At 67.7% G+C, this 19284-nt stretch carries 18 protein-coding genes; 9 read left to right on the top strand and 9 right to left on the bottom strand.

Annotation, left to right across the window (positions count from 1 at the left end; genetic code table 11):
- Nucleotides 1–296 precede the first annotated feature (296 nt).
- From ASD05_RS20730 to ASD05_RS20720, 3 genes are all read left to right on the top strand, one after another.
- Entirely contained in the window at nt 297–575 is a 279-nt protein-coding gene (locus tag ASD05_RS20730) for a hypothetical protein (RefSeq protein WP_082572202.1), read from the top strand.
- A gap of 114 nt (nt 576–689) precedes the next feature.
- On the top strand, nt 690–1427 hold the full coding sequence (locus ASD05_RS20725) for a type IV toxin-antitoxin system AbiEi family antitoxin domain-containing protein (RefSeq protein WP_056596452.1): 738 nt from the start codon (nt 690–692) through the stop codon (nt 1425–1427).
- The gene (locus tag ASD05_RS20720) at nt 1424–2344 is read left to right on the top strand and encodes a nucleotidyl transferase AbiEii/AbiGii toxin family protein (RefSeq protein WP_056596449.1); all 921 of its coding nucleotides are present in this window, start codon (nt 1424–1426) and stop codon (nt 2342–2344) included. Before ASD05_RS20725 ends, ASD05_RS20720 begins: the two co-directional genes overlap by 4 nt.
- 25 nt (nt 2345–2369) lie before the next feature.
- Here ASD05_RS20720 and ASD05_RS20715 read toward each other — a convergent pair whose 3' ends face one another.
- Nucleotides 2370–3686 carry a sulfatase gene (locus ASD05_RS20715; protein WP_056596446.1) on the bottom strand — a complete coding sequence of 439 codons (1317 nt, stop codon included), beginning with the start codon at nt 3684–3686 and terminating at the stop codon, nt 2370–2372.
- 22 nt (nt 3687–3708) lie between these two features.
- Complete coding sequence (locus ASD05_RS20710; RefSeq protein ID WP_157610187.1) at nt 3709–4734, bottom strand: Bug family tripartite tricarboxylate transporter substrate binding protein; 1026 nt, start codon at nt 4732–4734, stop codon at nt 3709–3711.
- 230 nt (nt 4735–4964) lie between these two features.
- On the opposite strand from ASD05_RS20710, the gene ASD05_RS20705 reads away from it, so the two are divergent.
- Nucleotides 4965–6182: a DUF418 domain-containing protein gene (locus ASD05_RS20705; protein WP_056596576.1), complete on the top strand. Its 1218-nt coding sequence runs from the start codon at nt 4965–4967 to the stop codon at nt 6180–6182.
- 16 nt (nt 6183–6198) lie between these two features.
- Here ASD05_RS20705 and ASD05_RS20700 read toward each other — a convergent pair whose 3' ends face one another.
- From ASD05_RS20700 to ASD05_RS20685, 4 genes are read right to left on the bottom strand one after another with little or no spacing between them, the layout of a single operon-like run.
- Nucleotides 6199–6621 carry a YbaN family protein gene (locus ASD05_RS20700; RefSeq protein ID WP_056596442.1) on the bottom strand — a complete coding sequence of 141 codons (423 nt, stop codon included), beginning with the start codon at nt 6619–6621 and terminating at the stop codon, nt 6199–6201.
- 7 nt (nt 6622–6628) lie between these two features.
- Nucleotides 6629–7708 (bottom strand): mechanosensitive ion channel family protein, encoded by a 1080-nt coding sequence (locus tag ASD05_RS20695; RefSeq protein ID WP_056596440.1) that lies wholly within the window; start codon nt 7706–7708, stop codon nt 6629–6631.
- On the bottom strand, nt 7708–9969 hold the full coding sequence (locus ASD05_RS20690; protein WP_056596438.1) for an FUSC family protein: 2262 nt from the start codon (nt 9967–9969) through the stop codon (nt 7708–7710). The genes ASD05_RS20695 and ASD05_RS20690 overlap by 1 nt, the downstream gene beginning before the upstream one ends.
- A 2-nt stretch (nt 9970–9971) precedes the next feature.
- Nucleotides 9972–11027 carry an inositol monophosphatase family protein gene (locus tag ASD05_RS20685; RefSeq protein WP_056596436.1) on the bottom strand — a complete coding sequence of 352 codons (1056 nt, stop codon included), beginning with the start codon at nt 11025–11027 and terminating at the stop codon, nt 9972–9974.
- A gap of 109 nt (nt 11028–11136) precedes the next feature.
- Here ASD05_RS20685 and ASD05_RS20680 point away from each other — a divergent pair, with 109 nt between their 5' ends.
- The gene (locus ASD05_RS20680; protein ID WP_056596433.1) at nt 11137–11880 is read left to right on the top strand and encodes an RNA methyltransferase; all 744 of its coding nucleotides are present in this window, start codon (nt 11137–11139) and stop codon (nt 11878–11880) included.
- Nucleotides 11881–11966: 86 nt separating this feature from the next.
- Nucleotides 11967–12737: a serine O-acetyltransferase gene (gene cysE, locus ASD05_RS20675; protein ID WP_056596431.1), complete on the top strand. Its 771-nt coding sequence runs from the start codon at nt 11967–11969 to the stop codon at nt 12735–12737.
- A 19-nt stretch (nt 12738–12756) separates the two neighbouring features.
- On the opposite strand, the gene cadR is transcribed toward cysE, so the two are convergent.
- Nucleotides 12757–13227, bottom strand: a complete 471-nt coding sequence (gene cadR / locus ASD05_RS20670; protein WP_056596428.1) for a Cd(II)/Pb(II)-responsive transcriptional regulator — start codon at nt 13225–13227, stop codon at nt 12757–12759.
- 70 nt (nt 13228–13297) lie between these two features.
- On the opposite strand from cadR, the gene ASD05_RS20665 reads away from it, so the two are divergent.
- Nucleotides 13298–15586 carry a heavy metal translocating P-type ATPase gene (locus tag ASD05_RS20665; RefSeq protein WP_056596424.1) on the top strand — a complete coding sequence of 763 codons (2289 nt, stop codon included), beginning with the start codon at nt 13298–13300 and terminating at the stop codon, nt 15584–15586.
- A 16-nt stretch (nt 15587–15602) separates the two neighbouring features.
- Here ASD05_RS20665 and ASD05_RS20660 read toward each other — a convergent pair whose 3' ends face one another.
- Nucleotides 15603–16175 carry a carboxymuconolactone decarboxylase family protein gene (locus tag ASD05_RS20660; protein ID WP_056596420.1) on the bottom strand — a complete coding sequence of 191 codons (573 nt, stop codon included), beginning with the start codon at nt 16173–16175 and terminating at the stop codon, nt 15603–15605.
- 131 nt (nt 16176–16306) lie between these two features.
- Here ASD05_RS20660 and ASD05_RS20655 point away from each other — a divergent pair, with 131 nt between their 5' ends.
- Nucleotides 16307–16624, top strand: a complete 318-nt coding sequence (locus ASD05_RS20655; RefSeq protein WP_056596417.1) for a winged helix-turn-helix transcriptional regulator — start codon at nt 16307–16309, stop codon at nt 16622–16624.
- 36 nt (nt 16625–16660) lie between these two features.
- On the top strand, nt 16661–17914 hold the full coding sequence (locus ASD05_RS20650; RefSeq protein WP_056596414.1) for a cation:proton antiporter: 1254 nt from the start codon (nt 16661–16663) through the stop codon (nt 17912–17914).
- 7 nt (nt 17915–17921) lie between these two features.
- Here the strand turns inward: ASD05_RS20650 and ASD05_RS20645 are convergent, their stop codons facing one another.
- Nucleotides 17922–19250, bottom strand: a complete 1329-nt coding sequence (locus tag ASD05_RS20645) for a heavy metal sensor histidine kinase (protein ID WP_056596411.1) — start codon at nt 19248–19250, stop codon at nt 17922–17924.
- Nucleotides 19251–19284 lie beyond the last annotated feature (34 nt).

Genomic DNA, 19284 nt, shown 5'->3' with positions numbered 1-19284 from the left:
CGGCAGATATCTCTTCGATTCGAGAAATCTTCGACGAAATCTTTTTCCTTGTGCGGCTTCGCTTCTCTACAGTGAATGCCCCTGCGACAAGGCGCCCCTCCCTGTGGGCGACGAACACCGTGAAAGGAACGCGCACTCCAGTTGACGAATTAATGAACCGCCTCGCCTCACGGCGGGTGGCCGGTGCCCTCGTGCACTGGCACGAACGTGAGGCACAAAAGGCGACGGCCAGGGTGCATGAACACCCTGACCGTCTGACCACATGACGTGCCAATCTTCTACAAGGAGCACACCACATGGCTGAGCGAATTATGGCCGGGCGTTCCACGCCCCAATCTCCCCGCCGCACACGCGGCTCCACCAAGCCCACTGCGGCTACCCCGATGCCCGACGAGGCAAGGGAACTGCTCGAAATCAAACTGGCGCAGCTGAACTCGCTGCTGTGGTGCTGCTACGGCGACGGCAACGGGTGGTTCGAGGAAGCAGGGGAGAAGCACCGAGATCACATGCTCTGGATTGCAGCGGATCTGGCGCGGGAGGCGGAGATGTTGTTGCAGGTGAGTGGGTGTGGGTAGGCCCCGTTCAAAGGTTCAAGAGTTTCGTATTGTTCGACTTGTCGTAGTTAAATTGCGACAAGTCGATTAAATCGAAGGCTTGCGAGTACTTGAAATTGTCTAAATAATCGTAGTATGGCTACGATAAATCGTTCAAAACTAAATGCATTGCTGGCGCGGGTGCCAAGCGGAACGCCCATAGCCAGTGAAGATCTGGCGCTCGAGGGCATCTCCGCCGACCTGGCCGTCCACTACGTACGCGCGGGGTGGCTCAGGCGCTTGGCGCGAGGCGTGTATTGCCGCCCGGACGCGCCCTTGCAGCGCGACCCCAGCTTGCTGCTGCTCCAGCGCCAGATCCCCGCGCTGCATGTGGGGGGCAAGTCCGCACTGGAATGGCACGGTATCCGCCACTATGTTTCCCAACTGCCCAAGCTCCATCTCTATGGTCTCAAGTCGGCCAAGTTGCCGGAGTGGTTCACCGACGCCTTTCCGTCCGAGTACCACCGCAAGCGGCTCTTCAGCAGCGATGCGACCGGGATGCAGCACACGGGCCCTTTCGAGGGCCGTGCGAATGGGCCAAATGTTTCGGCCCCTGAGCGCGCGTTTCTTGAAATGCTGAGCGAAGTGGGCGTGCGTCAGCCGTTGGCGGAGGCGCGCGAACTGGCGGAGAGCATGTACGGCTTGCGATCCTCGGTCCTCAACGAATTGCTGCGCCAGTGCACCAGCGTGAAAACGGTTCGCCTGTGCCTTCATTTCGGGCGGGAGTTGTCTTTGCCATGGGTGAAGAAACTGGACCCGTCAAACCTGCCCACCGGCGGCGACCGCCCGTGGGTCTCCCGAACCCATGACGGGCTGCTGGTCCTGAAATCGTGAACGACATCTACCTCAAGACTGCGCGCCTGCTGACGCAGGTCGCGCCTTTCGTCTTTGCCGACGAAACCTTCGCGCTCAAGGGCGGCACGGCCATCAACCTTTTCGTGCGGGACATGCCGCGGCTGTCGGTCGATCTGGACCTCGTGCTGCCGGACCACACGCTGTCCCGCGATGCCGCGCTCGACAAGATCAAGGCATCGCTCGGCAGGGCCTCCGACGCGCTCAGGGCAAAGGGGTTTCAGACTCGTCTCTCAGGCGTGCCCGCCGCTGACGAAACCAAACTCTTCGTGAGGCGCGATGACGCCGAGGTCAAGGTAGAAGTTAACTATGTGATGCGCGGCACCGTAAGGCCCGTCACGATAGTGGGACTCGCGCCCAAAGCCGAGGAAGTGCTTCAGGCGGAGTTGGATATTCCGGTGGTGTCGGTCGACGACGTCTACGGCGGGAAACTTGTAGCAGCCATGGACCGGCAGCACCCGCGGGATCTGTTCGACGTGATGCAGTTGCTGGCAAACGAAGGCATCACGAGCGGTATTCGGCGTGCGTTTGTGGTCTACCTCGCAAGCCACAACAGGCCGATCCACGAGGTCTTGTTTCCACCGCTGCGTGATGTGGCCGCCGAGTTCGCGGCCAACTTCCAGGGCATGACTGCCGAGCCTGTCGAGTTGGGCGCGCTGCTCGCAGCGCGAGACCGGATGATTGCCACGCTCCACAAGGAACTTGACATGGACGAGCGCGCATTTCTCGTGACGCTCGCCAACGGCGCTCCAGAGTGGAGCCGCATGGGGCTCGCGCATCTCAGCACGATGCCCGCGATTCAATGGAAGCTGAAGAACCTGGCCAAACTGAAGGAAATGAATCCGGCCAAGTTCGGGGAGCAGTCACGAGTACTGGCCGAAAAACTTTCAGGCTCGTGAAGGAGCCCTCGATCCAGCGCGGAGATCAACGCTGCGGCATGTCCTTGACCGAATACCCCAAGCTCACAGTCGCATCCTCCGGAATAGCCGGCATCGTCGCATTCCAAGCCTGCCAATCCGCCCGCATCGCAGCCAGCCTTTCCGGCTCCTTCTTCGCCAGATTGGCCCGCTCGCGCTCATCGCCAGGAATGTTGAACAGGTACTCGTTCCCGTCCACCTTCAGGTACTTCCAGTCCCCATCGCGCATGGCTTCCTGCCCGCGGTGGTTCATGCGCCAGTGCAGCGGCCTGCGGAAGCTGTGCTTCGCGTCCTTCAGCACGGGCATCAGCGACACGCCGTCCAGCGGATAGTCCGCATGCGCCGCCACGCCGGCCGCGTCGAGCATGGTGGCCGACCAGTCCATCGTCATGCACAACTGCGTGCTCTCGCCGCCCTTGCCGATCACCGCAGGCCAGTGCGCGATCCATGGCACGCGGATGCCGCCTTCGGTCAAATCCATCTTGCCGCCCACCAGCGGCCAGTTGTCCGAGAAGCGCTCGCCGCCGTTGTCGCTGGTGAACACCACGAGTGTGTTGTCGGCCATGCCGTGCTTCTGCAGCGCGGCCATGATCCAGCCGATGCCTTCGTCCATGTGATGGATCATGCGGCGGTACACGTGGATGTTGCCGCCGGCCAGGTCGAACAGGTTGTCCTTCACGGCGGGTGCCTTGGCGGCGTCGTCGCGCGTTTCCCATGGCCAGTGCGGGGCGGTGTAGTGCAGGCTCAGGAAGAAGGGCGCTTCCTGCTTTGCCATGCGGTCCACGTACTCGACCGCGCGCTTCGAGAGGATGTCGGTGAGGTAGCCCTCTTCCTGCTTGTCTTCCTCGCCGAACCACAGGTCGTGGCGGCCGCTGGAGTCGCAGTGGGTGAAGTAGTCGACCCCGCCCGACATCGGGCCGAAGAATTCGTCGTACCCCGAGCGCAGCGGCCCGAAGCTGGGCGGGTAGCCCAGGTGCCACTTGCCGATCAGCGCCGTGCTGTAGCCGCTGGCCTTCAGCAATGAAGGCAGCGTGGGGTGGTCGGTCGGCAGGCCCAGGGTAGTGCTGCCGCGGCTCCTGCTGTTGATGGGCTCCTCGGCCGCGCCGCGCAGGCGGTACTGGTAGCGCCCGGTGATCATGCCGAAGCGGGTAGGCGAGCACACGGGCGAGTTGGCATAGCCCTGCGTGAGCTTCAGGCCGTTGGCGGCCAGTCCGTCGAGCACGGGCGACACGGGGCCGAACACGGCGTCGCGGCCGCCGTAGCAGCCGAGGTCGGCATAGCCGAGGTCGTCGGCGACGATGAAGATGATGTTGGGGCTGGTCATGTCTCTTTGGCGTCGTCGGGGCTCAGGGCTGGTAGCCCGACTTCTGCACCACCGGGGCCCACTGCGCGCGGTAGGACTTCAGCATCGCGGCGGTCTGCGCCTGCGTGCTCACTACCGGGGTCATGCCGGAGTCCTTGAACTTGCGCTGCGTGTCCGGGTCCTGCATCACTTCGCGAATGATGTTGGACAGGCGCTCGACCTTGTCCTTGGGCATGCTGGCCGGCGCGAAGAAGGTGTTCCAGCCGGTGGCGGACAGGTCGAGGCCGGCTTCCTTGAAGGTGGGCACGTTCGGCGCAAAGGGCGAGCGCTTGGCGCCCGACAGCGCCAGGATGCGCAGCTTGCCGGCCGCATGCTGCGGGATCACCACATCTTCGGTGTCGACGGCAATGGGCACCTGCCCGCCGATCAGGTCGTTCAGCAGCGGCGCGGAGCCGCGGTAGCCGATCACCTGGGTCTGCACCTTGGCCTTCTCGCCCACCATGAGGCCGAAGAAGTGCGGCAGGCTGCCCGTGGCCGGCACGCCGACGTTGGCCTGGTTGGGGTTGGCGCGCATCCAGGCGAGCAGGTGGTTGAGCTCGCGTACGGGCAGGGTGGGCGACACGGCCAGCGCGAAGTTGTAGTCATTGACGTAAGACACGGGCACGAAGTCGCGCTCGGGGTCGTAGTTGTTGTCCTTGAAGACCAGCGGCGCCACCACCATCACGGCGGGGTTGGCGAGCATCAGCACGTTCTGGCTGGCTGGCGTGGTCTTCACCTGCTGCGCCGCGAGGCGGCCGCCCGCACCGGGCTTGTTGTCGACCACCACGGGCACGCCGAGGCGCGAGGAGAGCTTGTCGCCCACGATGCGCGCCACGCGGTCGGTGGCACCGCCGGGTGCGTAGCCGACCACGATGTGCACGGGAGTGTCGATCTTCGCCTGCTGCTGTTGCTGGGCAGCCGCGCCGGTGGTGAACGCGGTTGCAAGGCCGGCGACGGCCAGCAGGCCGGCGAGGCGGCGGCGGGTGAGGGTGGGAGTGCGGGAGGCGGGATTGGAAAGGGGCGGCAGCATGATGGGAGAGTCCTTGTCTTCATCGTTCAGGCGATGGCGAGTCAGTATGGCCGCGGTATGCGCAGTTGCAGACGATTCTGAAGACGGCGCGCTCGATTGTTCAAATCAACCATCAGGGGGGGCTTACCCTCGAGCCTTCCGCTGGCCAGCCGACCTTCGGCGAGCCGGGCGGGGGGCGCGGCATCGACAGCAGTTTGACCACCACCTGGCGCACCATGCAGAAGGAGTCCATGTCACCGAGCAATCTTCCGGCGCAGCCAGAGGGCGCGCCTGGCCGTGAACGCCAGCCGCTGGTCGACGCCCTGCGCGGCTTCGCACTGCTGGGCATCCTGGTGGTCAACATCGCGAGCTTCTCCTCGACCTACTACGGTGTGGGCGTGCCCGACCCTATGGCTGTGTCGCTGGCCGAGCGCTGCGCGCTCTTCGTGCGGACCTTCATGTTCGAGACCAAGTTCTACCTGCTGTTCTCGTTCCTGTTCGGCTACAGCTTCACGCTGCAGATGCAGTCGGCCGAGCGCGACGGCAAGCCCTTCGCGCCGCGCATGCTGCGGCGGCTCGCGGGGCTGTGGATGCTGGGGCTGCTGCATGCGGTGCTGCTCTACCACGGCGACATCCTCACCACCTACGCGGTGCTGGGCGCGGTGCTGCTGATGTTGCGGCGGCGCGGCGACGTCCTTCTCGCGCGCTGCGCGGTCGGGCTGGTGCTGGCGACCTCGCTGCTGTGGGCCGGCATCGGCTACTTGCTGACGTTGGCCGGCACGCTGCCGGAGACGATACGCAACGCGTATGCGGAGGCTGCCGTGGCGCTGGCTGCGTATCGCGGAACGCCCGTCACCGTGGTCGTCCAGCATCTGCGCGAGCTGTCGCAGATCTGGTGGATCACGGGGCTGGTGCAGGCGCCCACGGCGCTGGCGATGTTCTTCGCGGGCTTCGTTGCCGGGCGGCGCGGGCTCTTCGAGAACGCCGGGGCGCACCGCGCGCTGTTCCGGCGGACGCTGTACTGGGGGCTGGCGGTCGGGCTGCCGGGGGCCGCGGTGTATGCCTTTCCTTCGATGCGGCTGGACAACGTGGTGCGGGAGTTCTACGGCCTCGCGGCCACGCTGCTGACGGCGCCTTTCCTCGCTGCGGCCTATGCGGTCGGCCTGGTGCTGCTGATGCAGTCGCCGCGCGGCCATGTGCTGGAAAGCGTGTTGGCGCCGGCGGGGCGCATGGCGCTGACCAACTACCTGATGCAGTCGCTGGTCTGCGCATGGCTTTTCCTGGCCTACGGGTTGCGCTGGATCGGCACGGTCGGCCCGCTCGCGGCCACGGCCATCGCCTTCGCGATCTTCGCAGCCCAGCTGATGCTGAGCCGCTGGTGGATGAGCCGCTTCGTCTACGGGCCGGTGGAGTGGTTGCTGCGCGCGTTCACGAATCTCGCGCTGCCGCCGATGCGCCGCAGGCGCTGAGGCTTGGCCCTGGCGCTCAGGGCGGCGGCGGGTCGGCCGCAGGTGGCAAGGGCAGCGGCCGCGACCACAGCCACGCCAGCACCACGGCCATGCATGCGATGGCCAGCATGGCGAGCCATGCGCGGTGCGCCGTGAACGACACGATCACGGCACACACGGCCATCGTGACTGTCGCGCTCCACTTGGCGCGTCGGCTCACGGTGCGGCCGTTGGCCCAGTTGTGCAGCAGCGGTCCGAACAGCCGATGGTTCAGCAGCCAGGCATGCAACCGCGGCGAGCTGCGGGCCGCGGCCCATGCAGCCATCAGGATGAACACCGTCGTTGGCATGCCGGGCACGACGACGCCGATGAGCCCGAGCACCAGGCACAGCACGGCAAAGCCGTACAGCAGGCCCCGCACGAGCGCGGAACGCTGTTCGGGGGCGGGCTCGGGCTTCAACGCCGTATCAGGCCACGGCCCGTTGCTGCTGTTGTCCGTATTCCTGGTCGCCGTCGCTCGCGATACGCATCTTCGGCAGGAACTGCGGGTGCTCGCGCTGCATGAAGTCGATCAGCCCTTCGCGCACACTGCAGCGCAGGTCGAACGCAAGGCCCGATGTTGCCGCGGTGCACAGCACGCGGATCTGCATGGTGCGCTCGGTCGCATCGGTCACTCGCAGGTTGAAGAAGCGGCCGTCCCATTCGGGCGCGGCCTTCACGATGCGCTCGACCTCCGCGCGCAGCGGCGCGAGCGGCATGCCGTAGTCGACGTAGATGAACACGGCGCCCAGCAGCTGCGCCGAGTGCCGCGTCCAGTTCTGGAACGGCTTCTCGATGAAGTAGGTGAGCGGCAGGATCAGCCGGCGCTCGTCCCAGATCTTGAGGACGACGAAGGTGCCGGTGATCTCCTCGACGCGGCCCCATTCGCCCTCGACCACAAGCACGTCGTCGATGCGGATGGGCTGCGCCAGCGCGATCTGCAGGCCTGCAATGAGGTTGCTGAACACCGGCTTGGCCGCGAGGCCGGCCACGATGCCGATGACGCCCGCCGAAGCCAGCAGGCTCGCGCCCACCTGGCGCGCACCCGGAAAGGTCATGAGCATCATCGCGCCGCCGGCCACCAGCACCACCGTCATGGCGGTGCGCGCCAGCACCCGCGTCTGCGTGAGCACGCGGCGCGCCTGCAGGTTGTCGGCAACGTCGTAGGGGTTCTGGGCCAGCACGCCCTCCGCGAACCCGCTGATGGCCTTCACCGCGAGCCAGGTGGTCGCCGCGATCAGCAGCAGGCCCGTGAGATGGCGCACGTTGCCGATGAAGCGAAGGTCGTCGGGCGCGCCCTGCCACACCATGGTGAGGGCCGCCAGCGGAAGGACCAGCCGCGCCGCTGCGTTGCAATTGAGCACCATCGCGTGGATCGCCGGCGCGGGGCGTGTCACCCGCTTCAGGACAAGACCACCGATGCGGTGAGCAAGAAGAGAGAGGGGAACTGCGACGAGGGCGGCAATCCATGGGCCTAGCCAGGGGTGGGCGAGTATCTCTTTGGTCATCAGGCAGTGGTCGTCTTTGCTTGCGTTGCTGCTGTTGTCTCGTTCAGGGGTTGAAGAATGCGCGCCGCGTCGTCGCGCAGCTGCGTGGCGAGTGCCGTGGCCAGGTCGAGCCGGCGCAGCAGCCAGGGGCTGATGTCGTTGTCGAACGGGTCGGGCAGGGGGATCGGGCCGCCCACGGTGGTCGAGCCGGCGCTCTCGGGTTGAGAGGGGCCGGTGGTAGGGATGGTTCCGATGGCCGCTTCGATGCGCTGCGCGGTGCGGCTGATCGGGCCTTCGACCTCTGCGGGCGTAAGGCGGTCGCGCCGCAGCACGAGCATTGACTTCACGGCGCTCAACTGCGCAAGCAACTGGTAGCTGTGGGCCTGCAGGTGCTCGAGCGGCTCCAGCGGCGGCTGCACCGCGCGCGGCTCCGAGAGCGAGCGCTGCGTGGCCTGCACCAGCGCCGAGAGGCTGTCGTAGGCCTCGCGGCGCGCGAGGCGCCATTCGAGCTCGGGGCTGCTGTCGATGGCTTTGAGCTGGCCCAGGCCGAGCGCGAGCCGCGCATGCCGCGCCTGCGCGGTGAGCACACGCGATACCAGCGCCGGAATCTGCGTGCGCTCCCACGAGGGCAGCACGTAGCAGAAGCCCCAGGCCAGCGCGGCGCCGATGAGCGTGTCGGCGATGCGCTCGAACAGCGCGAAGATGGGCGCGATGCCCACGTTGAGCATGTGGGCCTGCACTAGGCCGAGCACAGTGGCGGCCACGGCGGTAATGAGGTAGCGCCGCACCGCGAAGCTGTGCGCAATGGCCTGCGCCACGGTGACGATCACCAGCAGCATCAGCGCCGACGGGTGCGCCGACAGCAGCCCCACCGCGAGCACGCAGCCCAGCAGCGTGCCGGCCACGCGCGCGTTGCGGCGCTCCAGCGTCTGCGACAGGCTGCCGCGCAGCACGACCACGATGGTCAGCAGGATCCAGTAGTCGTGCGAGCCCCAGGGCATCGACACGGCGATGGCGTAGCCCGCGGCAATGGCCAGCGCGGCGCGGATGGCATGGCGCAGCGGCGGCTGGTCCCAGCTCCAGAGCGTGAGGAAGGGGCGCAGCGACCAAGCGGTCGGGCTCACGAAGAGCTGCCAGTTGGCGCGCACCACGGCGAGGTTGGGCTCGGCATCGCCACGCGCCATGGCCGACAGGCGCAGCACCTCGTCGTTGATGTGGCCGATGCGGCTGGCCAGCCCGCGCGCGAGCATGGCCGCCGTGGGGCCGATGTGGCCGCCGCTGCCGCCGTGCATGTCGGCGCTGTCGTCGGCCGAGACGTGGATGGCCGCCAGGCGCGGGCGGCGGTCGGCTACGGCCTCGGGGTGGCGGCCCATCATGAGGGCGTCGGCCAGCGCGATGGTCTCGTCGGCCAGCTCCTCGAGCACGCGGCGCATCTCGATCAGCGCCTCGGCGTGCGCGGGGTGGGCGCGCAGGGTGTCGAGGTCGAGCTCGCTGGCCAGCAGCTGGTCGCGCATCTCGAGCACGATCACCAGCATGGCGGCCAGGCGCTGGCGGCGCGGAGTGCGCGGCGATTCGAGCACGATGTCGCGCGTGGCCTGCAACTGGTCGGCCAGCGCGGCCTGTTCGCGCAGCAGCTGGCCCAGCAAGGGCGCGGGGGTGTCGCGCACGTCGCGGGTCTCGTCCTGCGGCAGGAACTGGCTGGCCTCGGTGCGCATCAGCGCGGCCAGCGAATACAGCACGTCGGCCACCGACTGGGTGCGAAAGCGCCCGTTGAGCGCGAGGTTGGCAAGCGTGGCCCAGATCACGTACAGGCCCGCGCCCAGGCCGAAGTGCCAGGTGCGCTGAAGCACGTCGGCCAGGTCGGCGGGGGGCGGCGTGGCCATGGAGAAGACCATCGAGAACATCACCGCAATGGCGATCGGGATGCCCCGTTTGCCCCACGCCATGGCGAGGAAGGCCATGAAGGTGGCGGGCACCAGCAGCAGCCCGAGCCGGATGGGGGCGCTGTGCAGCATCTGCACCGCGAAGAAGAGCGGCAGCCCGATGAGCGGCGCCGGCAGCATCTGCAGGAACTTGCCGCGGCGCGGGCCCGGCAAGTCGGGCGGCGCGGTGACGATCACGCCGGTGGCGGCCGCAGAGGCCGCGATGGTGCCGAGCCAGAAGTGGATGCCGCCCGAGATGAACAGCAGGCCCAGCGCGACGGTGAGCCCGCTCGCGACGTAGTGGCTCAGCGCGATGCGCAGAGCGGCACGAACGCGGGGCGCGGCGTGGGGCCCCAGCATCGTCACTTGGCGGGCGTGTCGCCCTCGGAGGGGCCACCGGCGGCGGGTGCGTCGCGGCGGATGCGCGTGAGCTTGCGGGGCGCGGGTGCGGCGGCGGGGGCCGGGGCGGCGCCCTCGGCAGCTTCATCCGCGAAGTCGACCACGGTGCTGCGGGCGTACAGGTCGACCGAGGCGTCGGCGGCATTCGACTTGGTCGAGGCGGACACGGCGCGCACGCGGTCGCTGGCGCGCAGCTTGTCGTCCACGTTGGCGAACTTGGAGTACTTGGCGAGCAGCGGCACCAGCTGGCCGTAGATGCGCGGGGCGCCGGCCAGGCATTCGCGCTGCTCGAGGAACTCGGGCTCGCCCGTGAAGTTGCCGATCAGGCCGCCGGCCTCGGTGACCAGCAGCGAGCCCGCGGCCACGTCCCAGGGGTTCAGGCCGGTCTCGAAGAAGGCATCGGTGAAGCCGGCCGCCACGTAGGCGAGGTCGAGCGCGGCGGCGCCGGGGCGGCGCAGGCCGGCGGCGCGGGGCATCATGTCCGCCATGATGGCCAGGTACTGCTTGAAGTTGTCGCCGGTGCGGAACGGGAAGCCGGTGGAGATCAGGCACTCGTTGAGGCGGGTGCGCTTGGAGACGCGGATGCGCCGCTCGTTCATGTAGGCGCCGCGGCCCTTGGTGGCGGTGAACAGGTCGTTGCGGGTGGGGTCGTACACCACGGCCTGCTCGATCTTGCCGCGCACCGACAGCGCGATGGACACGCAGTACACCGGGAAGCCGTGGATGAAATTGGTGGTGCCGTCGAGCGGATCGATGATCCAGACGTAGTCGGAGTCCTTGGCGCCGTGTTCGGTGCCCGATTCTTCGGCCAGGATGCCGTGCCCCGGGTACGCGCCAAGCAGCGTCTCGATGATCGCTTTTTCGCTGGCGTGATCGACTTCGGTGACGAAGTCGTTGACCTGCTTCTGGGAGATGCGCACGGCCTCGACGTCGAGGGCGGCGCGGTTGATGATCGCGCCGGCGGCGCGTGCGGCCTTGACGGCCACGTTGAGCATGGGATGCAGGTTGGGGGACGACATTGGATTGTGGGAAGAACGGTGGGGAGGCCCCCGGAGGCGGCCCGGCGATGCGGGCGGCGAGAATCGGGGGATTTTACCGGCTTCGCCGTTTCGTGTCTCCAAATCCGCCATGCGCACCCGTTTCATCCTGATCCAGACCAGCCACGCCGGCAATGTGGGCGCCGCCGCCCGCGCCATGAAAACCATGGGTTTTTCCGACCTCGTGCTGGTGGCGCCGCGCTGGGCCAACGTGCTGCGGCGCGAGGAAACCATCCAGCGCGCGAGCGGCGCGCTCGACGTGCTGACCAACGCCCGCATCGTCGAAACGCTGGACGAAGCCCTGGACGGCGTCACCCACCTGTGCGCCACGGCCATGATCCCGCGCGACTTCGGCCCGCCCACGCGCACGCCCCGGGAGCACCTGGAACCGCTGGCCAAACAGGGCGACCAGCACGTGGCCTTCCTGTTCGGCTCTGAGCGATTCGGCATGCGCAACGAGGACGTCTACCGCTGCAACGTGGCCCTGAGCATCCCGACCGATCCGAAGTTCGGCTCGCTCAACCTGGGCGCGGCGATCCAGGTGGTGGCCTACGAGTGGCGGCTCGCGCTCGGCGGCTACGAGGTGCGCGAAGCCATCAACCCCGTGCAGGCGGCCGATGCGCAGGCGGTGGCCGGCATGCTCGACCACTGGGAGCGCTCGCTCGTGGAGATCGGTTTTCTCGACCCCGAGGCGCCCAAGAAGCTGATGCCGCGGCTGCAGCAGCTCTTCAACCGCGCCCAGCCCACGCCGGAGGAAATCCACATCCTGCGTGGCATCGCCAAGGCCATGGCCGACGCCGCCAAGGCACCAAGGCAGGCAAAGGCTCCTGAATAAATAAACCCCATCGGCCCTACGCCAAGACCCCCGGCCTTAGACTGCCTCGCCCCTATCGATATAACGACAACAGACAGAAGGCAGCGATGTTCTCTCGACTGCGCGCCGACATCCGGTGCATCCTCGAACGCGACCCGGCCGCCCGCAGCGCCTGGGAAGTGATCACGGTCTACCCCGGTTTCCATGCCGTGGTGCTGCATCGCTGGGCGCACGCCTGTTGGACGCATGGCTTCAAGTGGCCCGCGCGCTTCATCGCGCACTGGGCGCGCTGGCTCACCGGCATCGAGATTCACCCGGCCGCCAAGCTCGGCGACCGTGTGTTCTTCGACCACGCCATGGGCGTGGTGGTCGGCGAGACGGCCGAGATCGGCGACGGCTGCACCATCTACCAGGGCGTGACACTCGGGGGCACCTCGCTCTACAAGGGCGCCAAGCGGCACCCGACGCTGGGGCGTGATGTGGTGGTGAGCGCGGGGGCCAAGGTGCTGGGCGGCTTCGTCGTGGGCGATGGCGCCAAGATCGGCAGCAACGCGGTGGTCATCAAGCCGGTGCCGGCGGGGGCGACCGCGGTCGGCATTCCCGCACGAATCATTCCGTCGAAGACCGGCGAAAGCGCGGATGTGGCCGCACCGCAGAAGTTTTCCGCCTACGGCATCACGCAGGAAGACGACCCGCTGAGCCAGGCGCTGCGCGGGCTGATCGACAGCGCGTCGAGCCAGGAGCACCAGATCGCGCTGCTGTGGCAGGCCATCGAGAAGCTGTCGGCGCAGCCGGGCACCAAGGATTGCGTGCCGGGCGATGCGGCGCGCGACGAGAACTTCGAGGCGGAGAAGCTCACGCAGCTGGTGGGCAAGTAAGAAGACGCCCGACGCCCGATCAGCCGCCGCGCTTGGCCGGCGCGTGCAGCGCCCCGTGCACATGGCCTGCGTGCTGGCCGAAGGTCTCGGGCGCGAGGGCGGCGGTGTCCAGTTCCTGCAGGATGCCGCAGGCGTTGGCCGATTCGGGGCCGCAGCATTGCTGGCGCAGCGCCTTCAGTTGCTTCTCCAGCATCTTGAGTTCGGCGATGCGCGTGGCCACGTGGCCGATGTGGTCGTCCAGCAACTGGTTGACCTCGCCGCAGTCGTCCTGCGGCGCGTCGCGGAATTTCAGCAGGCTGCGGATCTCGTCGAGCGTCATGTCGAGCGAGCGGCAGCGGCGGATGAAGCCCAGGCGCTGGGCATGGTCTTCGTCGTAGATGCGGTAGTTGCCATCGGTGCGCGCGGGCTCGGGCAGCAGTTGCTCGCGCTCGTAGTACCGGATGGTTTCGACCGGCGTGTTCGCGACCTTGGCCAGTTCTCCGATTTTCATGATGCGGCAAATGAACGAGTGGGAATGAGCGTTTGACTCTACACCTGCTTCAGGGTTTCCAATCGATGCCATGACGAACCAGAACGCCCTGAAGCCTGTGACGCCGGCCCTTCATCCGCACGACCACGATCATGGTCACGACCACGCGCCCGGGCATGCGCATTCCCCTGCCGCAACAACATCCTGCTGCGGCAATCCGGTCTGCGGCTCGTCGCCCGCCATCGATGTGGCCGATATTCCCAAGGGCGCCTTGCTCTTTCGCATTCCCACGATGGATTGCGCTGTCGAGGAATCCGAGATCCGCCGCGCGCTCGAACCGGTCGCGGGGGTCAAGGGCCTGCGCTTCCGGCTTGGCGAACGCACCCTGGCCATCACCACCGACGACGGCGTGCTGCCCCAGGCGCTCGCCGCTATCCGCAAGGCCGGCTTCAAGCCCGAGCCGCTGAACGCAGAGGGTGCCGTTGCAGCCGCGCCCGCGAAGATCGCCGGCATGAGCATCGGGCTTGCACGCCTGGTGGCTGCACTGCTGCTGGCCATCGCGGCCGAATCGATCTCGTTCATGGGGCTCGAAAGCAAGGGCTTCGTGGCGGCCGAGATGGTGCTGGCGTTGAGCGCCATCGGCCTCGCCGGCCTCGACACCTACAGGAAGGGCTTTGCCGCATTGGTGCGCGGGCGCCTGAACATCAACGCGCTGATGGCCGTGGCCGTCACCGGCGCTTTCATCATCGGCCAGTGGCCCGAAGCCGCGATGGTGATGGCGCTCTATGCCATTGCAGAACTGATCGAAGCGCGCGCCGTGGACCGCGCGCGCAACGCCATCCAGAGCCTGCTGGCGCTTGCCCCCGAGCAGGCCGAGGTGAAGCAGGCCGACGGCAGCTGGCGCACCGTGATGGCCAGCGAGGTGGCGCTGGATGCCATCGCGCGCATCCGCCCCGGCGAGCGCGTGCCGCTGGACGGTGTCGTCACCGAAGGCACGAGCGCCATCGACCAGGCGCCGGTCACGGGGGAGAGCATTCCGGTCGACAAGACCGTCGGCGACCAGGTGTTCGCCGGCACCATCAACCAGACCGCCGGGCTGGAGTTCCGCGTGACGGCGGTGGCGGCCAACACCACCTTGGCGCGCATCATCCACGCGGTCGAGGAGGCGCAGGGTTCGCGCGCGCCGACGCAGCGCTTCGTCGACAGGTTCGCCGCTATCTACACGCCCACCGTCTTCGTGCTGGCGCTGGCCGTCGCGGTGCTCACGCCGCTGTTCATGGACTGGACGTGGCTACAGGCCATCTACAAGGCGCTGGTGCTGCTGGTCATCGCCTGCCCATGCGCATTGGTGATCTCGACGCCCGTCACCGTGGTGAGCGCGCTGGCCGCGGCCGCGCGGCGCGGCATTCTCATCAAGGGCGGCACGTACCTCGAAGAGGCGCGCAAGCTCAAGGCGGTTGCGCTCGACAAGACCGGCACCGTCACCGAAGGCAAGCCGAAGCTGGTCGACGCGATGCTGGTCGACACCTCGGGCAACGAGGCCACGGTGTTCGCCATTGCCGCCAGCATCGCGGGCCGTTCGGACCACCCGGTGTCGAAGGCCATCGCCGAAGGCCTGAAGAGGCCGCGGGACGAAGTCGGCGACTTCACCGCGCTGCCCGGCCGCGGCGTGCAGGCCACGCACGCGGGGCAGGCCTACGTGCTCGGCAACCACCGCCTGATCGAGGAGCAAGGCCTGTGCACGCCGTCGCTCGAAGCCGAATTGAAGCGCCATGAAGAGGCGGGCCGCACCGTCACGCTGCTGGCATCGGACAAGGCCGTGCTCGCGCTGTTCGCCGTGGCCGACACCATCAAGGAATCGTCGCAGGCTGCGGTGGCGGAACTGCGTGCGCTCGGCGTCGTGCCCGTGATGCTCACCGGCGACAACGCAGCCACCGCGAAGGCCATCGGCGCCCATGCCGGCATCGAGGACGTGCGCGGCAACCTGCTGCCCGAGGAGAAGCTCGACGCCGTCAAGGCCATGCAGCAGCGCTATGGCGCCGCCGCGATGACCGGCGACGGCATCAACGACGCCCCCGCGCTCGCGCAGGCCGACATCGGCTTCGCGATGGGCGGGGCCGGCACCGACACCGCGATGGAAGCGGCCGACGTGGTCATCATGAACGACGACCTGCGCCGCATCCCCGAGACCATCCGCCTGTCGCGCCGTGCGCACTCAGTGCTGTGGCAGAACATCACGCTGGCGCTGGGCATCAAGGCCGTGTTCTTCGTGCTCGCGGTGTTCGGCAGCGCGACCATGTGGATGGCGGTATTTGCCGACATGGGGGCGAGCCTGCTGGTGGTGGCGAACGGGCTGCGTCTGATGCGCGCGAAAAAGTAGAAGCCACGGCTGCACTTCACCAGCGCGCAGCCCACGCCTCCAGCGGCACCCGCGCCGCATTGCACACATAGCTCACGGAGTGATACCACCCCGCGAGCATCATCAGCTCGATCAGCTGCGCATGGCTCCAGTGCGCACCCAGGGCCTCCCACAGTGCATCGTCCACATTGCTCGTGTCGTGCAACTGATCGACCATCGACACCAGAAGCCGGTCGCGCGGTGCGAGCAATGAAAGGTCGCCATCGGCCGATGCCATCACGCGCCGGTCGGTTTCGCTGAAGCCGGTCGCGTCTGCGAAACCGGCCCAGTGCACGCCCCATTCGTATTCGGCACCGCAGCGGGCGCAGACCCGCAGGATGACGATCTCGCGTTCGCGCAAGCCGATGGCCGCCTTGCGACCCAGCAGGTAGCGGCCCAGGTCGAGCGTGCGTTCGGCCAGCGCAGGGTTCACGGCCATCACGCGGAACAGCGCGAGGATTTCGGGCGCCTGTGGCGGCGTCATGCGAGTGAGCAGTTCGCCGATGGGTTCGGGGTAGGGCGCTTCGAGCGGGGGAATCCTCGGCGTGGGGTTCGCGGCTGTGTCGGCCATGGACGGGTTCCTTCAATGCAATGGTGGAAATCGCTACGAAAAGCGTAGCGATTCGCCGCAGTCTATCGCTACGAAATGCGTAGCGCAAGCGCGTACACTCGACGAACGACCGATCAACCGAAGGACCCGGCATGGAAGACGCACAACCCACGGCATCGCGCCGGCCCATCATGCGGCTGCTGGAGCAGCTCGGCCGCAAGGGCACGCTGCGCATCCTGTGGGAGCTGCGCGACGGCCTGCCGCAGAGCTTCAGGGCGCTGCGCACCAGCACGGACGACATGTCGCCCTCGGTGCTGAACGACCGGCTCAAGGAGCTGCGCGCAGTCCGCGTGGTCGAGCTTGCCGACGCGGGCTATGTGCTCACCGAGTCGGGCGGCGAACTCGTCAAGCGCCTCACGCCGCTGAACCAATGGGCCAACCGCTGGCTCGACGACATGGCTTCGAACTAACATCCGCCGCATTGCCTTCCGTATTCCTGTTTCCCGATGTCCGTCACTTCGCTCCTGCTGCAACTCATCGTCATCCTGATCACCGCGCGCCTGTGCGGATGGATTCTTCGCCACGTGGGCCAGCCGGGCGTCGTCGGAGAGATGGCGGCGGGGCTGATGCTCGGGCCGGTCGTGATGGGGGCGCTGTTTCCCTCGCTGCATGCGCAGCTGTTCTCCAAGGAGTCGCTGCAGGGGCTCTCGTCGCTCTCGACGCTGGGGCTGGTGCTGTTCATGTTCGTGGTCGGCCTGGAGCTGCGGGCGTCGCAGGGCGTGCGTGAGCAGCTGCGCTCGGCGGGCTACGTGGGCGTGCTGAGCGTGGCCGTGCCGATGGCGCTGGGCCTTGCGATCGCGCCGGCGTTGCATCCGGCGCTCGCGCCGGCCGGGGTCGGGTTCTGGCCGTTTGCGCTGTTCATCGCGGCGGCGCTGTCGATCACCGCCTTTCCCGTGATGGCGCGCATCCTGAAAGACCGCGGCATGACGCGCACGCCCTTCGGCCAGCTGTCGCTGGGTGCGGCGGCCGTGGTCGACGTGTTCGCCTGGATCCTGCTGGCCGTCGTGGTCGCGCTGGTCGGCGCGGGCGAGGGCTACCGGGGCCTGCTCAAGACCACGCTGGGCATGGCGGTGGTGTTGCTGGCGCTGTTCTTCGGGCTCAAACCGGCCTTCGCACAGCTGCTGCGCGCCAAGGCGCCCGAGGGCGAGCCCTCGACCACGGTGATGGCGGCGCTGATGATCGGCCTGCTCGCGACGGCGCTGGTCACCGAGTGGCTGCACCTGCATGCGGTGTTCGGCGCCTTCCTGTTCGGCGCCTGCCTGCCGCGCGACGACAGGCTGCTGAAATCGCTCACCGAGCGCATCGAGCCGATCTCAATCGTCGTGCTGATGCCGCTGTTCTTCGCGCTGGCGGGGCTGGGCACCACGGCCAATGCCTTCTCGGGCGCGAGCCTTGGCGCAATGCTGCTGATCGTGGGCGTGGCCACCGTGGGCAAGATCGCAGGCGGCGCGGCCGGCGCACGCATGGCGGGCTACGGCTGGCGCGACAGCCTGGCCACGGGCTCGCTGATGAATGCGCGCGGCCTGATGGAACTCATCGTGATGAAGATCGGCCTCGACGCGGGGCTCATTGGCCCCGAGCTGTTCACGATGCTGCTGGTGATGGCGCTCGTGACCACGGCAATGACGGGGCCGCTGATCAACCTGTTCATCGGCCGCAAGGCGGCAGTCGCGTCGGACGGCGCTCACGCCAAGTCCTGACGGCGGCTCAGCCGTCGCGGCGCACCGTGAAGCCGATGCGCGTCTCGCCGCCCTGGCTCGCCGCGAACACGCGCCCGCCGTGCATGCGCGCGATGGCTTCCACAATGGACAGGCCCAGGCCGTGGTGCCGAGGCGAGCCGTCGCGGGCCGGTGCTGCGCGATAGAAGCGCTCGAACAGGCGAGGCAACGCGGCGGGGTCGATCGGCTCGCCCCGATTGACCACCGTCAAGGTGAACTCGCCGTGGTTCTTCTCGCTTCCGATCTCGATGCGGATCGTCGAAGCAGGCGCCGCAAAACGGATGGCATTGCCCAGCAGGTTGAAGAGGGCGCGCCGGACCAGCGCGGCGTCCACGTCGGCCATGGCGTCGCCCTTCACCTCGGCGCGCAGGCCGGCTTCTTCCAGCATGGCGTCGTAGAAGTCGATCACGTCGCCCGCCTGCGCCGCCAGGCTGGCCACCGCCCGTGTGCGCATCGGCGTGCCGCGTTCGGCCTGCGAGAGAAACAGCATGTCGGTGACGATGCCCGAGAGCCGCCCGATCTCTTCGAGGTTGGACGCGAGCACGGCCTGCAGCTCCTCGTTGCCGCGCGGACGCGTGAGCGCGAGTTCGGTGGTGCCGATCAGGTTGGCGAGCGGCGTGCGCAACTCGTGCGCCACGTCGGCATTGAAGGATTCGAGCTGCACGTAGGCGCGCTGCACCCGCAGCAGCAGCGCGTTGAACTGGGTGATCCAGGGCCGCAGTTCTTCCGCGAAATCTGCTGCGTCGATGGGCTGGTTGGCCTTGTCGGGCGCCATCGCGGCGGTGCGCTGGGTCAGCGCCTCGAGTGGGCGCAGGCCGCGCCGCACCAGCCACATGCCGGTGAGCGAGACCAGCGCCGTGCCCAGCACCACGGCGCCCAGCAGCGTCCACGCCAGGCGCCGCAGCAGTTGCGCTTCCTGCGCCGTGTTCACGCCGATGCGCGCCGACAGCTGCGTGGTGGCGCCGCCTTGTGTCCAGGGCACTTCCACGTCGCGCAGCATCCAGCGGCCTCCGGCCAGGGGCCTGGACTGATAGAGCGGCTTGCCCTCGTGCGAGATCGACAGCGTCACGTCGTCATGCATCGAGAAGAAGTCGTCGAGCTTGTGTTGCAGGAAGGCGAGATCGCCGCCTTTGTCGGCTTCCTGCATCAGGTGCTGCACCAGCACGGCCTTGTGTTCGAGTTCTTCTTCCTGCTTCTGCCTGAAGTTCCAGGCCGTGACGAGGTAGATGGCGAAGCAGATCCCGCTCAGCCCCAGCAGCGTCTGTGCCGCGAACCAGAGCGACAGCCGGCTCTGCAGCGATTGCGGCCGGGGACTCATCGGGAAAATGCCGCCCCGCGAAGCGGGCAAGCCC

It is taken from the genome of Variovorax sp. Root434, assembly GCF_001426595.1.
In the GTDB taxonomy this organism is placed as follows: Bacteria; Pseudomonadota; Gammaproteobacteria; order Burkholderiales; family Burkholderiaceae_C; genus Variovorax.
Note: the sequence above shows the minus strand (reverse complement) of the source record. Positions and strands in the feature narration are given on the sequence as shown.

Excerpts from the sequence above, each read along its gene's own strand:
- ASD05_RS20705 (WP_056596576.1), top strand. The coding sequence starts at position 4,965 with ATGTCACCGAGCAATCTTCCGGCGCAGCCAGAGGGCGCGCCTGGCCGT.
- ASD05_RS20645 (WP_056596411.1), bottom strand. The coding sequence starts at position 19,250 with ATGAGTCCCCGGCCGCAATCGCTGCAGAGCCGGCTGTCGCTCTGGTTC.
- ASD05_RS20655 (WP_056596417.1), top strand. The coding sequence starts at position 16,307 with ATGGAAGACGCACAACCCACGGCATCGCGCCGGCCCATCATGCGGCTG.
- ASD05_RS20695 (WP_056596440.1), bottom strand. The coding sequence starts at position 7,708 with ATGACCAAAGAGATACTCGCCCACCCCTGGCTAGGCCCATGGATTGCC.
- cysE (WP_056596431.1), top strand. The coding sequence starts at position 11,967 with ATGTTCTCTCGACTGCGCGCCGACATCCGGTGCATCCTCGAACGCGAC.
- ASD05_RS20665 (WP_056596424.1), top strand. The coding sequence starts at position 13,298 with ATGACGAACCAGAACGCCCTGAAGCCTGTGACGCCGGCCCTTCATCCG.
- ASD05_RS20660 (WP_056596420.1), bottom strand. The coding sequence starts at position 16,175 with ATGGCCGACACAGCCGCGAACCCCACGCCGAGGATTCCCCCGCTCGAA.
- ASD05_RS20710 (WP_157610187.1), bottom strand. The coding sequence starts at position 4,734 with ATGCTGCCGCCCCTTTCCAATCCCGCCTCCCGCACTCCCACCCTCACC.
- ASD05_RS20730 (WP_082572202.1), top strand. The coding sequence starts at position 297 with ATGGCTGAGCGAATTATGGCCGGGCGTTCCACGCCCCAATCTCCCCGC.
- ASD05_RS20680 (WP_056596433.1), top strand. The coding sequence starts at position 11,137 with ATGCGCACCCGTTTCATCCTGATCCAGACCAGCCACGCCGGCAATGTG.
- ASD05_RS20690 (WP_056596438.1), bottom strand. The coding sequence starts at position 9,969 with ATGCTGGGGCCCCACGCCGCGCCCCGCGTTCGTGCCGCTCTGCGCATC.
- ASD05_RS20685 (WP_056596436.1), bottom strand. The coding sequence starts at position 11,027 with ATGTCGTCCCCCAACCTGCATCCCATGCTCAACGTGGCCGTCAAGGCC.
- ASD05_RS20725 (WP_056596452.1), top strand. The coding sequence starts at position 690 with ATGGCTACGATAAATCGTTCAAAACTAAATGCATTGCTGGCGCGGGTG.
- cadR (WP_056596428.1), bottom strand. The coding sequence starts at position 13,227 with ATGAAAATCGGAGAACTGGCCAAGGTCGCGAACACGCCGGTCGAAACC.
- ASD05_RS20650 (WP_056596414.1), top strand. The coding sequence starts at position 16,661 with ATGTCCGTCACTTCGCTCCTGCTGCAACTCATCGTCATCCTGATCACC.
- ASD05_RS20715 (WP_056596446.1), bottom strand. The coding sequence starts at position 3,686 with ATGACCAGCCCCAACATCATCTTCATCGTCGCCGACGACCTCGGCTAT.